Origin of the sequence: Sphingobacterium athyrii (assembly GCF_003071065.1) — a bacterium.
Taxonomy (GTDB): Bacteria; Bacteroidota; Bacteroidia; order Sphingobacteriales; family Sphingobacteriaceae; genus Sphingobacterium; species Sphingobacterium athyrii.
Genome location: NZ_QCXX01000006.1, coordinates 196,613 through 213,939, shown reverse-complemented (window position 1 = coordinate 213,939; position 17,327 = coordinate 196,613). Strand labels below are relative to the sequence as shown.

The window sequence follows — 17,327 nt, the reverse complement described above, 5'->3', positions numbered from 1 at the left end:
GGAACCGGGGATAGCTCCAAATAGCCTCACTCCCCGGTTTTATTTTACAAAAACTAGTCGATCCAACCCGGATTTTGCACCAAGTTCACGTTCATCTGTATTTCGGAGGTAGGGATAGGCCATACGGTCAAGAAATCGCCCTTATAGCTGTAATTCCCAACATTTGTTCCCCAGATCTGTTTACGTCCATTGCCAGTTTGAAACACCTTCTCTTTCCAAGTTCCCCAGCGCAGTTCGTCGAAGTAATTGATTCCTTCATTCGGGAACTCCACACGACGTTCATTGCGAATACGCAGGCGTAAGTCATCCTTTCCCCCAACAGCCGTTGCAGCATTTGAATTTAAAAGCGCGACACCAGCTCGCTGCCGTACTTCGTTGACTTTTGCAATAGCCTCATTCAATTTCCCGTCTTCATTCAATGCTTCAGCCCACATCAGCAATACGTCGGCATAGCGGAAAATCGGAAAATCAATGGGACCATAATTACGGTCCACAATCTCATTGACTCCTTCCGCAACAAATTTTCGGTAGAAATAAAAGAAATTGATCTGTGTATCACTCTGAATATCGCCATCTACCTGTGCCTGTCCACGAAATGGCCAGCGCATAAATTGAAGACTTTCTACATTGGTAAAATTATAGGCGCCCCTAAAAGTCGAATAAGGCGTCACGACATTGGCCTGCAAACGAGGGTCACGGTTTTCATAGGCTTTTTTGATACGCTCTTCATTACCTTGCGGCAGATATAGGCTCATCTTTGCTCCTCTCAATGCCGCGGCCGCTTTCTCAGCCTCCGTCAGGTTGTTGCGTAGAAAAAAGACTTCTCTTTCATTTTCAGTTAAACTGCTATATCCGGGAATGATTTTATCCCATTCAAATTTAGAACCGTCATTATTTTCATAGAGATCGACCAAATGTGGTGAAGGCATGTAATAATTCCAGCCCCGCGAATAGACTGACGGCCAACCGCAAAACAATTGCATATTATTTCCATAGCCTGACTCACTCCGATGCTGAATGGAAAAAATCATCTCAGGACATTGCTCATTGGCTTCCTTAAACAAAGCTTTATAATCAGCGAAGAGTGTGTGGCCAGCATCTTTTACTTTTTGAAAATCAGCTGCAGCCTTTGCCCAATCTTTTCGATAGAGATACACTTTACCCCGTAAGGCATAAGCCGCCGCCTTTGTTGCATGTCCATAATTCCCATTGCCCGCGGGATAACGATCCGGAAAATTAGTTTCCGCAATACAATCGTTCAAGTCAGCCAATATTTGATTCCAGACCTCATCTTCCGAACTACGCCCTTTGATGGCCTCGACCGCCGTAAAAGGCTCAAGGTAAATAGGTACTCCTTTGTAAAGTTGATTGAGTCGAAAGTAAAAGTAAGCGCGTAGAAATTTAGCTTCGGCTATATATTTCGCTTTCTTTTCTGCTGTTGAAGGCGACTTTATGGGAATATTTTTCAAAGCGTCGTTTGCCCGCTGAATACCTTCGTATTGGATCTTCCAAACATTCATAAATAAGGGATCGCCCGCAGTGATGGTCCCTGTCAATAAGGGTTCATCAAAACGTGCCTGCCCAGTGTAGGAGAAACGGTCAAACTGATAGAGCTCATAAGGCGAAATCAATCCGCTATGCCCCATTAAGAGTCGAAAGGAACTATAGATTCCCGCAACGCCCAAATCTGTTAAATTATCGGTTGTCCACATCGTTTCAGTGGAGACCGATGAATACGGAGAGGTATCCAAAAGATCTTTTTTACACCCCACTATACTTGTTAGCAATACAATCGCCAGAAATTTTTTCATCTTTTTCATTGTTCTCATTCGGATTAAAAAGTTAGATTCAAACCCAGTGAATATTGGCGCATCGTTGGGTAGTTTACAACAGAAGAGTTGATCAACGATGGGTCGTTACTTGCTGGTCCAATTTCCGGATCCAGTCCCGGGAACTTCGTCCATGTCAGCAAGTTTTCGCCAGCTAAATAAATCCGGAGTTTAGCGATCGATAAACGGCTCGCTAAGCTTTCAGGAAGGGTGTAGCCCAACTGAAGATTTCTCAGCTTCACAAAAGAAGCGTTATACAAGTAATAATCGCTGGTACGTCCATTCTGTGCGTCAGTCACGCCTTTTAAGCGTGGATAATAACCATCGATCCGATTGTTGGGATCTGAGGGATTTGCAGGATTATAATAATAATGGTCGTTAGCGACCAATGCCGGTACCGATTTACCCTGCGCCACGATGGATGAATTGAGATAAAGTTCATTCCAATAATACGACATGCCTGAAGAAGCGGACCAGATCATAGACGCATCAAATCCTTTATAGGCCATGTTGATAGTAAGACCATAATTGAATGACGGTGTTGCCCTTTTGCCCATAAACTTTTGGTCATACACATTTCCATAAATACCGTCCCCGTTCATATCCGAATAAATCAAATCACCATACCAGATCTTGGTAGGGTCTATGCCATCTGCAGGCTGAAACAAATAGCCTGCTGCGACCATGGCCTTTAACCAGGCCATATCCTGCTCGGTGCGGATCATACCGTCGCGCGGTCCACCATTTTTATCAACAGCACCATCCGTTAGAAAATGGTTTCCTGATCCACGGTACACATTGTACAAGTAGAATTCATTGATTTCGTGCCCTTCCAGAATCCGCTGGTTTACCCCGTTAGAAACCATGCCGATATTTGACTGATAAACCCGATTACCTGCGGCATCAGTGACATAGCCCTCCGACAATGCCCCTTTATATTTTTCTACCCGATTGGTATTATAGGCGAAGTTGGCTGATATTCCATATTTAAAATCGCTGATTTTATCTTGGTATCCTAAGGTCAATTCAATCCCCCGTTTGCTGACTTCGGCAATATTCATCGTTGCTGCTGTAGCGGTCCCTGTTGTCGCAGGAATAGTCGGGACGTATAAAATTCCATCTGTGTAAGCGCGGTAGGCATCAAACTCGACTGTCAATTTATTTTTCAATGCTGTCGCTGTAAAGCCAACATTTGTCGTGGTGGTCGTTTCCCAGTGCAGCAGGTCATTTCCCAACTTAGTCTGTGCCAAACCACGGACAGCCTGATTATTGAATGAGTAATTTACAGTACCATATGACGGAAGATGATCGTAATTACCCGGAGATGCATTATTTCCGGTTTTCCCCCAGGAGGCTCTTAGCCGCAAATCATTCAGAAAGGATTTGAGCGGACTCATAAAAGATTCCTCCGAAACACGCCATCCCGCGGAGAAGGCCGGGAAGAAGCCCCAACGTTTGGCGGTGCCAAATCGCGATGACCCATCGTACCGTACCACCGCTTCGGCGAGGTATTTATTATCGTATGCATAATTGGCACGGCCAAAAAAGGACCGCAAACCGTAATCAAGCTCATCGCCTGTAATGGAACTCATTGTTGTCGCCGAATTAAATGTCGTCAAGTCGGGATGCACAAGTCCCAGTTTGGCCGCACCAATATTATATTGGTTGAAATACTGTTCATTGTACCCCAAAATCCCCCCCACATCGTGTTTACCAAATGATCCTGAATAACGCAATACATTATCGATGATCACGTTGTAGTTCTTAGTCACACCATATTGCGTTGTTATTTGTCCTGACGATAGCGCCGCTGTACTCAATTTGTTTGTTGCAAAATTCCATTTTTCATAAGGAACCTGATGGGAATTGGTTTCGGTGTACGTATGGTTATAATTTACCTTTGATTCAAACTCCAGCCCTTTCATTAAATTTAATTTTGCAAATACTGTGGTATTGAATCGATTGACCTGGTTCTTCCCGCTCATCCCATTTAGAAAAGCCAAGGCATTATTTGCAGTGGCCGATTCTTCGGCAGCAGCCGGGAAACCATAGACACCATTGTAATAAGGATACACTCCGGGCACAGTTTGGGTCAGATAGGAATATGCAGTAACCACATCGGCCACACTCAAATTCTGCATATCGCCAAAGGTCTGGGTGCCTACAGTCAAAAACTTGGCGACTTTGGACTGTAAGTTTATACGCATACGGATCTTGTCCGCGCCAGTTTCGGGCATCGTCCCCGGATTGTTGAAATAGCCTACTGAAAAGAGGTATTGCGTATTCTCGTTGCCACCATTTAAGGAAAGATTGTGATTTTGTAAAAGTTTGCGTTGTCCAAAAAGCACATCGCCCCAATTGGTATTCGGATAAGCGACTTTATTGGGAATACCAAATTCGGTTAGCCCGTTTGGATTTTTCTTTGCTTCTTCCCAGAGATTGATCGTTGCATCCGTATAAACAGCCGCCTGCCCCAAATTCTTGAAGCCTTCATTGACAAGGCGCATATGCTGGGCATAGTCGGTGATAAATTCGGGCACATTATTGGGTCGAAGCATCGAAACCATGCCCGTATAGGACACATTATTTTTTCCCTTGGCGCCTTTTTTTGTCGTAATTAAAATAACACCATTTGAACCTAAAGATCCATAAATTGCTGCCGTCGCAGCATCTTTTAAAATCGAAATCGACTCCACATCGTTGGGATTGACAGCATCCATGGATCCCACGATACCATCGATAACCACCAAGGGTGAGGTATTGTTTAATGTTCCCTTTCCACGAATAAGGATATTAGCACCGTCTGCCCCCGGTTTTCCTGTTGTGGTCTGTACATTCACGCCGGCCGCGAGTCCAGCCAAGGAAGACGTAAGCGTGGACGTTGACCGGTTTTCTACTGAACTTCCGCTCACGGTTGATACAGCGCCAATCACATTTGCGCGTTTCTGGCTTCCGTATCCCACAACAACAACCTCGTCCAGACCGTTCACCTCCTCCTGAAGCACAATACTTAATTCGTCATTTCCAGTGACACTTTTTTCCAAACGCTGGTAGCCCACATTCGAAAATACCAAGATGCCATTCGTAGCAGGTAACTGAATGGTGAACCTTCCCTCTTGGTCCGTGATCGTGGAGATATTGGTCCCTTTCACCATAATAGTGGCTCCTACGACAGCCTGTCCCTTGCCATTCACGACTTTACCGCCAATGCTCCGCTGTAGAACTTCTTTTCGGTCGGTATTTAGCAGCTTTCTTTTGGGTTTTATCACGATTACCTCGTCTTTTTTGACCCACTCCAGATTCAGTGGCGTTACAATGGCGTTTAGCGCATCTTCCAATTTGGCATGTTGTATATTGACAGACAAACGAGTCTGGGCCAAGGACTTGCCATTTAAGAAAAAATTAAACCCGCTTTGTTTTTGGATATCGCGCATTACCTGATTTAAGGTCACATGCTTAGCGGTTAAGTTTATGGTCTGCGCATTTCCCTCAGCAAACAGTTGCATGGTGGTCAGCAAGGAAATGAGTACGATCAATTTCATAATCAGTATACTTCGTAAAGTTAAACTCCACGGGTGTAGCCTAACAAATGGATAAAAAATCATATGTTTGTACGGTTTGTATTTATTTATAAATGGTTATCAAAAATTTGCCCTCGGGCAATACTTGTAAGTATATGCATCCAATTCAAGGCAGTGCCCCCCAGCACTGCCCTTTTTGTCTTGCCTATACCCTTCTCCAGCTTAGGTTGAATCCATGATCATTTCTTTTTTCATCAGTATTTAGGGTTATTATTGCAATGGTGTCACCAATAAGATATTTTTTTCCTGTTTTTTGTTCAGCTCAAAATGCAGCCCACCTTCTTCCAATACTTCGAGTACTTCCCGGAGTGGCTTGCTTCGTTTTATACGACCATAGAAATGCGTCTGCGGCACTTCGGCTTTGTATCTCACTTCTACATTATACCAGCGACCAATCTGCTGCAATGCTTCCGACAGTGGTGTTTCATCAAAATAAAACAGGCCATCTTTCCAAGCAGTGAAGGGTGCTGTATCCACATTTGCAACTTGTATATTTCCGCTATTGGTATTGGTCGATTGTTGTCCCGGCTTCAAGTATATCGGCAGCGTGGCATGATTTTCCTTTGATAATTTAACCTTCCCTGTGATTAAGGTCGTCTTGATCGTCGTATTTTCGGGATATGCATTTACATTAAACGCGGTTCCAAGCACCTCAATTTCCTGTCCTTTACTCTGCACTTTGAAAGGTCGTGAACTATCTTTGGTCACCTCAAAAAAAGCCTCGCCCAGCAGGATAACTTTTCGTTCATTTTTGGCAAAGCTCATCGGATATTTTAAAGATGAGGCCGCATTGAGCCACACTTTTGTACCATCAGGTAAAGTAATCTGGTACATCCCGCCCAACGGAGTGGTTAACTCCAACATAACCTTGCTCGGATCTACTGTCATCCTCTCTTTACCTAATGTGGCGGAAGCAATAGATTTCCCATTTTCGTAGGTAATACTTTCGCCCATAACAATCCCGGATGCTTGCTTATCAAGCTCCAGAAGTGTACCGTCCGCCAAACGAAGTGTCGCACGGTTTCCGCCAGGCTGTACGATATCCTTCATTGTATCCTGTATCCCAGCCAGGTTGCCATCCATCTGAACAGGACTCGTCTGCTGCCGCCAAAATACCGTTGAAAAAACAAAGAGCAGTAGACAAGCCGCAGCAGTCCAGTATAGCCATCGAATAGAAAATATGGTTTTCTTTTGCATCGGAACGATACTTTCTGCACCCATATCGGATATCTTATCGCTATCTTCGGCCCTCCGCTGAATTTGCTCTTTGATGTTTTCAAGCATTATTTTCTGCCTAGATTCGCTCATTTTCTCTACAGAAGAAGGCTGCAGTAAATTAGCGACTATGGCTTGGTCGATGGCATCCTGACCATGGATATCAGCAGTAGAAAGCGCGTGCTGTAGCCATTCGATCTCCTCAAGCGAACAGTTCCCTTCCTTATATTTTTGAAGTAATTGGTCTATTTTAGATTTATTGGTCTCCACTGAGCTGTATTTTTAAAGTAAATACACACAGCATGGAATAAAGGTCTGCTCTAGAAAAAAATTTTTTTTAATGTGCAGAATGGAGAAGCAGAATCAGTAACAAGGCCGAGAAACCATTGTCCTGCAGTGCACCGCTTCGGATAAACTTATTTGCCTTGACAATATGGTCACGAACAGTAGCAATAGAAATACCCATTTCTTCCGCAATCTCCTGATAGCTTTTACCTTCTAGCTTAGATAGCCTGAATATCTTTTGGCGTTGTTTGGGCAATCTGCTCAACAAGTCTTCAACCAGGGCCATGGCCTCCTTTGATTCCAGCACTTTATCAATGGTATTCTCGGATTCCGATGCCCCGTAGGCGAGCTGGATCTCAGATTCCATCTCCAATTTCAGTCGTCGTTTGAAATTAAAAGTAATATTACGCGAACAGGTAAACAGAAATGCTGCGAAAGATTGCTCAGGATCTATTTTTGATCTATTTTCCCAAATACGTAGAAAAACATCCTGAAGTAAGTCTTCGGCGCTAGTTTCATCTTTTAGAAACTTAAGAATATTGGCGTAAATAATTTGGCTATAACGATGGTACAAAATATCAAAGGCCTGCATATCTCCATGATGGAGTTGGCACAAGAGTTCCTTCTCAGGCAGATTTTGATCGATGTCCATAATTGATTATTCTAGGTATGAAGTTAATTACTTCGCTGCAATATTTCAAATCAAATTTCTGAATCCCTACAAACTTGTGGTATTTTTTCTTAATTTGCAGGAGCTAATACCCCCCATAGCTGCATAATCAATCAATTAATATATCCATTTAAAACCATGCAAAATTTCATATACTTATTTTTCGGCCTCCAGGTCCGAACCACCCAATTTCTAAAATTAGGATTAACCTTGTTGCTAGCCGGCCTATTTATCAGACCCACACATGGTCATGCCCAATCCTTAATGCACCCAATTACCCAGATCCATGATGTCAAATCCCAAATCAGCAAAAAATCCGAACCGGTATATACTGCATACAAGCAGTTGATTATACTGGCCGACTCTCTTTTATTGGCCGACCATCATGCTGTCGAGGATTTTAGTGTACCTGGCTTCTACAGCGATAAAGAAGGCCAACGTGCCATGGCAAAAAAACTCCATGCGGATGCTTTTGCGGCCTATTGTACTGCCTTAGCCTATACCTTAAACGGTGAGGAGAAATATGCATCCAAAGCCCTATATTTCATCAACTCCTGGGCCACAATCAATAAAAAATATTCTGATTTTGACGGACCCGTTGTACTTTCTTATGCTGGTGCCGGATTAATGATCGCAGCTGAATTACTTAAAAACGATCCTCTTTGGACGAAGAACGACCGTGATCATTTTAAGGCCTGGACTATGAACGTCTATCAAAAAGCGACACATTTCCTACGTGAAAGACCCAATAATATTGCTGATTGGGCAAGATTTGCTAATCTACTTTCAGCAAATTTTCTTGATGACCAAAAAGAGCTTTCTTTTACAATAGCCTTAATCAAGACTGATCTTTTTGAAAAGATCGCAGCAGATGGTCACCTTATCGAAGAAGTAAAACGGGGTGAGAAAGGTTTATGGTATACGTACTTTTCTTTGGCTCCATTGACAGCCTCCATGTGGTGCATACACAACGCCACGGGAGAAAACCTTTTTGCAGCAACGAAGGATGGAAAATCAATCAAGCGGGCCATAGATTATTTATATTATTACAATCAACATCCGACAACATGGCCTTGGTTTAAGAATCCTGATGTTGACATTCAGGACAGGACAGTGGGAGTCTGGCCTTCCAATCTGTTCGAAGCCATGAAGGATATTTATCATACGCCTGAATTTGATTCGTACCTCTCCATTTATCGTCCCGTGGTCTACAAAAAAAATCATTTTGCGTGGACCTTCCCAACACTAATGCCGGCACACTTGCGTCCAGACAATACGACCAAGTAGCGCAGGATTAAAGCGATCCTTGTCGTGACAAAGGATCGCTTTAATCGCACAAACCAGCGCTTATTTTTTAAACTCAGCGATGCTCAGCTCTTGAAACTCCAGCTTTTTATCCCCTAGGATACGAATCTTGGTTATTGGCTTATTCGGAAAAAATAAGCTGGTCATTGTCGTCAGTCCTCCATCTGCAAAAAGCTCCACAGAGCTCACATCGACATACAAGCTGAAAGACAATGTTCCGGTATTCAACAAGCGTTGCGCCAAAGCCGTTTTAGCGAATTCCGCATTGAAAGACACTTCGCCGGACTTAGAACGATCGATGTAATATGCATTTTGGTCTTCACGATAACCAATGACCAATTCGTCACCGGATTCATTTGATAAGATCACTTTAAAAGCCTGTTGCTTCAATTTCTTGAGGTCCAAACGGTACGCTTGTGGAAGGTGTTCCTCGAATGAGACTTCTTTCGCCCCGCCGTCATGGTATTTTTTTAACGGCCGAAATGCAGTTTCAATTTCTTTAGGCGCAGTACTCGCGACGTAGAAAGACTGTCCAACTTTTTCCAGGGATAAAACACGGGGTATGGTTGATGAGGAACGCCATGCGGTCGTAGGCACCTCATTAGCATATTGCCAATTGCTCATCCAACCAATCATCAGAGGTCTATCGCCTAGATTGCTCCAGGTTACGCCAGCATAGTTATCCGGTCCCCAATCCAACCACTTAATTTTGGTATCCTCGGTACGAAACTGATGCCCATCAAAATCACCGACAAAATATTGTGTCACCGAGCCGCCGTTAGGTCCTCCTGGATTGATACTCACCAACAAAATCCATTTCGTAACGCCCTTATAATCCATGGGAATAAGATCTGGGCATTCCCAGACTCCGCCATGGGCGCCCACCTCTTTGCCAAATTCGCTTTCCTTATTCCATTCCTTTAAGTTTTTAGATGAATAGAAGGTAATACAATCCTTGGTTGCCAAAGTCATGATCCAACGTTGACTATGCGCATGCCACATTACTTTTGGATCTCTGAAATCCCATATACCCGGATTTGGCAGCACCGGATTCCCCTTATACTTTGTCCAAGTAGCGCCCTCATCCAAACTATACGCCAAACTTTGGTTTTGATGTAATCCTGTTTTCCGGTCTTCTTCCTGATGATTGTGATGGGTAAAAATGGCGACCATGGCACCTTTTCCAAAACCTGCCGTATTATCCTTATCGATCACAGCACTGCCCGAGAAAATAGTTCCTAAACTGTCCGGATATAAGGCAATCTTTTTTTCATCCCAATGAAGCAGATCTTTGCTGGTCGCATGCCCCCAATGCATAGGCCCCCAGACTGGCTTTTCGGGATTATGCTGAAAAAAGAGGTGATAATTTCCGTTGATATATACCATGCCATTCGGATCGTTCATCCAGCCTTGTCCGGGCGTAAAATGGTAGATCGGACGGTATTTTTCCTTAGGATCTTTTATTTCTTTCGAATCAACTTGCGCAAATGTTGTACTCGCTATGCCCGCAAGAAGCAGCATAGTTCCATATTTCTTTATTCTATTCATAGCTTATTTAGTTTATATCATTTCAGGTTATTTATGTTTGTCCATAAAATAGCGATATTTCTTATGATTTCTCGACTTTCATCATATTGACTTTAATGGTACCCTGATCAGCATAAATCGTCCATGGATTCTGCTCCATTTTATAAATACGATTGGTAAAAGCGACATTATTATTAACATAGACCACACAGATAGATTTTTCGATGACAATTTTTACGTCAAAACGTTTATCGGCAGGTATGATCAACGGCGTAAAGTTAAGTTCTGTTTTTCCAGCTGTCCCCCCCAAACTGACTTCCCGATTCATAAAGAGCGAAGGCATGCCCCAGCGATTTGCAGAAGTTAAGTCGAAGGCAATACTGTACAACTCAGAAGGATTGTCACAAGCACCAAAAGTGAAACCAAAGTGGTCAGATTGCGAAGCATCTATCGTCATTGATATTTTAACAGCGGTTTTGTTTCTGTTGAATTGTGCATAGCTCCTCCCATTGGACTGCGCCGTTATACGATATGTTTTATTATTTTCCAAAACATTTCCAACAGCATTCAGCTTTTCAAACAGTAACTCCTCATTAAACTTATTGTCCACAGCAGCGGGAATACCCGGATATAATCTCCCTGTCGGCCCCTGCAATAGCCTGTGCGTAATCAAAGTTCCAGACCAGGGCAATTCATTATTACTGTTAATGGTCTGCCCTGTGGAGCACCAACCCGATAGGTAGCGCGCTGTTCCATCACTTGCTGTCTTGCCAGCATAAAGGTATAAGCCATCAAAAGTTTCATGATGGCCGTTTGCATCTCGACATATTTTCCAAGGGCCATCGGGTGAATCAGCAATGCGATAAAAAGTCTTGCGATGCGCGTCCCGATTGATCCGGGAGAATGTCAAATACCATTTGTCTCCCATTTTAAATAGATCTGGACACTCCAGTATTTCTGCATCCGTTTCAATCTGATACTTTCCTACAGCTTGTGCATCTGTCGCTACGATGGGTGTTATACTAGACCAATTGTTCAGGTCTGCTGATGTATACCGTGCAATAGCACCTTTGCCATCCTTACGCGTGGTTACCAACATCACGTAACTGCCACGAGTTTCGTCCCAATAGACATGGGGATCCCGAAAATTGTTTTGGTCATACCCCGGAGCGGCCTCTATTGTCCAGGCAGGCTGCTTTGTCCAATTCAGTAAATCTGTCGAAGTCGCGATCATCACTTTTTCGGCTGGGTTCAGGTTGCCATTATGCCCCGTATAAAAACAAAAATAGGTCTGATCCTTCTTAATAAAACTGCCTGTCCCTATCCATTCATCCTGACTTCCGATAGCCCCGGCCGGCAATACTTGTGTAAAACCATCAAATGTGGCGTAATCGCTGGTTTTGGTCACATAAATCGGATGACGATTGGCATTTTCGTAGAGATAAAACAAATAATAATTTCTATCATCGGCATTGTAATACGGCATGGGATCTCCGACAAATCCCTCCTGTGGCTTATAAAAGGTCTGAAACAGACCGGCTTCCTGTACCGAAGTACAGGAAATAGACCGATCTACTGCTTCTGGATCACTCTGCTTATCGAGAGGCAAGCTTTGATCACCACTTTTACAACTTGTCAGCAACGCTATCAAGTATAGCACCTGAATTAAATAAAATTTTGTTTTCATTTACGATCTCAATAAAACTATTACTTACTATTGTTTTGCCTATTCCCCTACAGTATCTTTAATTCCTCCTAATCCATCCTGTTTCACTTACGTTCAATCTTCGCAACAACCATCTCATTATGATGAATTGTCACTACCTAGGCGCTTCAGTCTTTTTTTGCTTAAAGTATATCGGAACTATTTTCTAAGCTCTTTAGCGTAAAAATTGAAAACAGACCAATATTGACGGAACCACAAGACACTATCCTATCGTTCGTTTTAATATTCCCACAAGAGGCATTGGCTAATGTTTTAATATCCCGGGTTTTGTTTATAGAGGTACTTGCTTAACCTGATCTGTGCTTCCGGAATGGGCAAATACTCATTCTTATCTGCCGTAAAATGAGCTACAGCATAATAAGAACGACGCGATTTCTCCGATTCATAATACGCATTCATGGTTTGATCCGCAATTCCCCAGCGTACCAGGTCGAAGAACCGGCCATTTTCCATCGCTAATTCCAAACGGCGCTCCCAACGTAAAGCCTTCCGTGCATTTTCCTCGTTCCATATGATATTTTCACCATTTTTATACGTTTCGATCAACATTTTATCGGTGGCATACCCCGTCATTGTGGCACTATTTTTTGCACGCAGACGCACTTGGTTGATCAACGGTAAGGCTTCGGCCGGACGATGTGATTCTATAAGTGCTTCGGCACGCATCAGCAAGACATCGGCCACACGCAGCACAATACGGTTTTTGGTATTCGCAAAAAATGGAGCCATCGGTACAAAACAATCACAATCAGGATCAACGTTCTCTTTCAGCGAAGCATAAACCGAATAGTCCGCGGGATTACGATTCCAGCTCTCTTGATAGGTGCGTTTGGTATTGTATTTATAAGGCAGTCCCGGAATCGCTACGGTATGAAATAACCTTGGGTCATATTTTTCCGAAGCGTTGAACGTATTTAAAGTATTGTAGTTATCAAGAGGCACACCCTTTCCTGTCGTGCGAAATGCATTTACCAAGCTTTGACTAGGTTTATTAAAATCGCAGCAACCGACACCCATTGGCACAGAGAGCACATCCGAGAAATTCACACGGCCAAACTTGGTTCCATCATCTTTTGAAAATTGAACTGAAAAAATTGCTTCTGTACCGTTCTCATATTTCCCGGGCAAAAAGTTGAAAGCGAAGTCCGCTTCAAGTGCATGATTTGAAGCAAGTACAATGTCTGTATTTTCCAACACTTTATTCAGATCGTCCGAGTTAATTCCTGTTACGGCATGTCGCTCGGCATTGTCCTGGCGATAAGCTTTATACAGATATGTTTTCGCAAGATAAGCAGCAGCTGCAATTCGGTTGGCACGACCAATTTCCGTTTGCGTGGTCGGCAAATGATCTACCGCGTACTGAAAGTCGTCGACAATTTTTTGCCAGAGTGCATCGTTGCTCAACGCTCGATTTGATACCGTTTCATAATTATCTATCGGCACATTTTCATCGATATAGGGCACATACTTAAAGAGGTTTTTAAGCATAAAATAGAAGTGTCCTCGCAGAAATCTTGCTTCGGCCAATTTTCCCTCCTTTCCTTCAAAACCATCCATTTCCTGAATCGTTTTGATCGTCGTATTGGCACGTGAAATGGCTACATACAGCTGAAACCATAATTTATCCAGCTCCGCAAAATTGGTCGTAATATTGCTGGATACCTCCAAAAAATGGAACGTTTGAATATCCTGCGGACCCGAACCACCTTTGTACGCGTCATCAGACCTTACTGTACCATAAGGCCAGAGGCTAAAAGGTACATCATAATGGTCATTGCCCAAAGCAGCATACGTAGCCGTCAGTAATCTTTCAGGTTCCTTTACCTGGTCGGAGCTCAGTACAGCATTGGGGGTCTGCTCCAGAAACTTGGTACATCCGGACAGTAGGCCGGTTGACACCATCATTATTATCGCTAGTTTATTGGTTATTTTTTTCATTGGAATTCTATTTATTAACATGTTCCATATTGATGGATTATTCTTTTGGTTCCTTTGTCCATTATCTAAGGATTCTCGGTTACTTTCTGCTAAAAGCCAATATTTACTCCCGCGGTCCATGTCGTAGGGATAGGATAGCCCCAGCCTACATTCTCCGGATCTACACCAGTAAAATTCTTCGATTTGACAGTAAACAGATTCTGTCCCGTAAGGTAGACGCGTAACCGGCTCATCCGCAAACGAGAAGCGGTTGCTGTGGGTAACGTGTATCCAATGGACAGGTTTCGAAGTTTCAGATAGGATCCGTTTTCAATAAAATAATTGGACAGTCGGCCTTCATCATTATTATTTGTCGTCTGCAATGCTGGAATTGTCGAAGTTGGATTCTGCGGTGTCCAAGCATTGAGCAGGCGCACACCCTTGTTGGAGTTTACATCATCTACACTCCAAAAATCAGTCTGTTTTTTCAGCCAATTTTCAACATCAATCCCCTGCACCCCCTGAAAATAGGCTGAAAGATCGAAGCCCTTATATTTCAGTGCGATATTCAAACTATAGGAAAAATCAGGGTGTGGGTTTCCGATCCAGGTACGGTCCATGTCTGTAATTTGCTGATCTGCATCATACACATTTACGTAGCGCAATCGCCCGATCCCTTTCCCCGTTTGGTTGACATGATTGTCAACATCCATCTGATTTTGAAAGATCCCATCGGTTACATAACCATAAAACGAACCCAACGGTCTACCAATAATATTATCCCCCTGGCGTCCACCGTAGGAGTTTTCAACGGCTACAGGCAAGTGAGTTACCTTGTTTTTATACGACGATAAGACAGCGGTCACATCATAATCCAACCCAAAAGCGGTCTTATTGCGGTATCCCACAGTAAAATCCAGGCCTTTGTTTTCCATCGAAGCCCCATTGGCCCAGCGATAACCACCCTCACCTACAACACCAATATAGGCGGGATTAATCAGCATATCTTTTGTTGCTTTGACATACCAATCAACTGACCCGTAAAGACTTTGGCCAAACAGCGTGAAGTCCAAACCGATATTGGTCTGTGTCGTAGTTTCCCACTTCAGATCGTTGTTTTCTGTCTGAATTTTCCGGTATCCCGAAGGTAAGATTCCGGTTCCCGAACCCGAAAGATCATAAGCAGTACCGTCGACGATATTCCAGGTTGGGTCACCGATCCCATACTCAGGCACAAAAAGTGCATAAGTCGCTAGATTACCAATCCCCTGATTCCCCGTCTGCCCCCAGCCCACACGTAATTTAAGATCAGAAATATAATCTTTGGTATTCGCCATAAAACGTTCGGATGAAATCCGCCAGCCCGCTGTTACAGCTGGAAAGGTTGCAAAGCGGTTATTTTTGCCAAAACGGGAAGAGCCATCATGTCTCACTGTAAAGGAAGCCAAATAACGGTCATCAAAAGAATAGTTTGCCTTTCCAAAATAAGAGAGGAGCGAAAAGCCTGTCGAGGTACCACCGACAGCAGCAATTCCAGTGCTTACGCCAGGCCACATATACTCAGGCGTTTCGATAGAAAAAGCCCCATCACCACCGGTATATGCGTTAAAATTAATATCATTCTGACGATTCATTTCAACACCAGCCAATAGGTCTATCGTATGATTAGCGATCTCTTTTCGGTAGGTTGCCGTATTCGACCAAGTCCATTTCATTCCATGTGACTGTTCCATATTGACAGCACTTCTATCGCTGCTCATAAACCCGGAAAGGTAGGAAACTTGCAAGTTACGTTTATAATAATTACCGTAATCTATCCCATAGCTTGTCCGGAGATGCAAGTCTTTAATAAGCTGCAAATCGGCATAGACATTTCCAAATAACCGCCAATAGTTGTATTTATTATTTCTGTTATCATGTAGCAGGCGTACCGGATTATGGCGATCGTTCATTCCCAGCGCTGGACCGCCCCAACCAATGCCGTCAACAGTATGTACTGGTATGATAGGCAATGCTTTCAGGGATAGATCAAGTACATCTCCGGGTACCTGTACCTCGCCTGTATTGTTGACCGTAAAATTCTCCCCAACAACCAGCTTACCATCAAAAAGTTTGTAATCGGCATTCATCCGAGCTGATATGCGCTGGAAATCCGTATAACGAAGAGTTCCGTTATTACGCAGATAACCCAACGAGAAGTATGAACTCGACTTATCCGTCGCCGAACTCAAAGTGGCATTATAGGACTGGAGCAGACCTGGTTTAGAAACTTCATCGAACCAATCCGTATCTGCGGCATACATGGTATGCTCGCGGTCGATATATTGTGGTATAACGACCTTGTTTAGCTGTGGCAGACCATTAGCGTCATTGTTCCACTCAAACTGATAACCAATATTATTGCTGTTCGGATTACCACCGCTATTAATCGTAGCCTGCCATAGTGCCTGTCCATACTGCTGGGCGTTAAGCACCTTCATCCGGTTGTTAAAATGTGTACTGGTTGCATAGGCATCAACTGTAAGTTTTGTTGCGCCGATTTTTCCTCTTTTGGTTGTAATCACAATAACGCCATTTGCTGCGCGTGATCCATAGATACTTGCTGATGAGGCATCTTTCAGGACTTGAATACTCTCGATGTCGTTAGCATTAAGCTCATGCATCCCACCTTGCGTAGGTACCCCATCAATGACATAGAGTGGATCTTGGCTACTGTTGATCGAACTGATACCGCGCATCCGTACCGTGGCAGCTCCGCTAGGACTACCGTCAGAGGTTACCGTCATACCTGCCACGCGTCCCTGAAGTGCTTTCATTGGATTATTTTCAGGCGCTTTCATCATTTCTGTCACATTGACGACGCTCACCGCCCCAGTCAGGTCCTTTTTGCGCTCGGTCTGGTAGCCTGTAACAACCACTTCATCAAGTCCCTTTTCGGTGCTGATCAATCGGATATCCAAAAATTTCCGATCCCCCAATAACATAGTCTGAGGTTCGTAGCCTACATAGGTTATTTCCAAAGTACCTTTGTTACCCGATACCTGCAACACAAATTCCCCTTTTTCATTCGATTTGGTTGCCTGAGTGGTTCCCTTGACCACTAATGACGCTCCAGCGATAGGAGCCGCTGTTCCGCTGTCCGAAATCCGCCCCCGAATTTCTGTCTGCTGCGCGAAAGCAGCTACCGAAAAGAGTGCCAAAGACGGGAGCAACATAACTTGCTGTCTTGTAAACATAATTGGTTATTATAAGTAGATTATTAATTAGATTAT

9 protein-coding genes are annotated in these 17,327 nt (G+C 43.6%); 1 reads left to right on the top strand and 8 read right to left on the bottom strand.

What is annotated here, in order from left to right; all coding sequences use genetic code 11:
• Positions 1 to 53: 53 nt before the first annotated feature.
• The 4 genes from DCO56_RS20810 to DCO56_RS20795 form a co-directional block, all read right to left on the bottom strand.
• Positions 54 to 1,820 (bottom strand): RagB/SusD family nutrient uptake outer membrane protein, encoded by a 1,767-nt coding sequence (locus DCO56_RS20810; protein WP_241254804.1) that lies wholly within the window; start codon positions 1,818 to 1,820, stop codon positions 54 to 56.
• 14 nt (positions 1,821 to 1,834) lie between these two features.
• Positions 1,835 to 5,371, bottom strand: a complete 3,537-nt coding sequence (locus tag DCO56_RS20805; RefSeq protein ID WP_181390632.1) for a SusC/RagA family TonB-linked outer membrane protein — start codon at positions 5,369 to 5,371, stop codon at positions 1,835 to 1,837.
• A 249-nt stretch (positions 5,372 to 5,620) separates the two neighbouring features.
• Entirely contained in the window at positions 5,621 to 6,895 is a 1,275-nt protein-coding gene (locus DCO56_RS20800) for a FecR family protein (protein ID WP_108635667.1), read from the bottom strand.
• Positions 6,896 to 6,962: 67 nt separating this feature from the next.
• Entirely contained in the window at positions 6,963 to 7,562 is a 600-nt protein-coding gene (locus DCO56_RS20795) for an RNA polymerase sigma-70 factor (protein WP_108635666.1), read from the bottom strand.
• A gap of 156 nt (positions 7,563 to 7,718) precedes the next feature.
• Between DCO56_RS20795 and DCO56_RS20790 the strand changes: the two genes are divergently transcribed.
• A complete protein-coding gene (locus DCO56_RS20790; protein ID WP_108635665.1) occupies positions 7,719 to 8,867 on the top strand; it encodes an alginate lyase family protein in 1,149 nt (382 codons plus the stop codon).
• Between the two features lie 60 nt (positions 8,868 to 8,927).
• On the opposite strand, the gene DCO56_RS20785 is transcribed toward DCO56_RS20790, so the two are convergent.
• The 4 genes from DCO56_RS20785 to DCO56_RS20770 form a co-directional block, all read right to left on the bottom strand.
• A complete protein-coding gene (locus DCO56_RS20785) occupies positions 8,928 to 10,433 on the bottom strand; it encodes a glycoside hydrolase family 32 protein (protein ID WP_219929435.1) in 1,506 nt (501 codons plus the stop codon).
• Between the two features lie 61 nt (positions 10,434 to 10,494).
• Positions 10,495 to 12,099 carry a glycoside hydrolase family 32 protein gene (locus DCO56_RS20780; RefSeq protein ID WP_108635663.1) on the bottom strand — a complete coding sequence of 535 codons (1,605 nt, stop codon included), beginning with the start codon at positions 12,097 to 12,099 and terminating at the stop codon, positions 10,495 to 10,497.
• Between the two features lie 291 nt (positions 12,100 to 12,390).
• Positions 12,391 to 14,076 carry a RagB/SusD family nutrient uptake outer membrane protein gene (locus DCO56_RS20775; RefSeq protein WP_108635662.1) on the bottom strand — a complete coding sequence of 562 codons (1,686 nt, stop codon included), beginning with the start codon at positions 14,074 to 14,076 and terminating at the stop codon, positions 12,391 to 12,393.
• Positions 14,077 to 14,165: 89 nt separating this feature from the next.
• Complete coding sequence (locus tag DCO56_RS20770; RefSeq protein ID WP_108635661.1) at positions 14,166 to 17,291, bottom strand: SusC/RagA family TonB-linked outer membrane protein; 3,126 nt, start codon at positions 17,289 to 17,291, stop codon at positions 14,166 to 14,168.
• Positions 17,292 to 17,327: the final 36 nt, after the last annotated feature.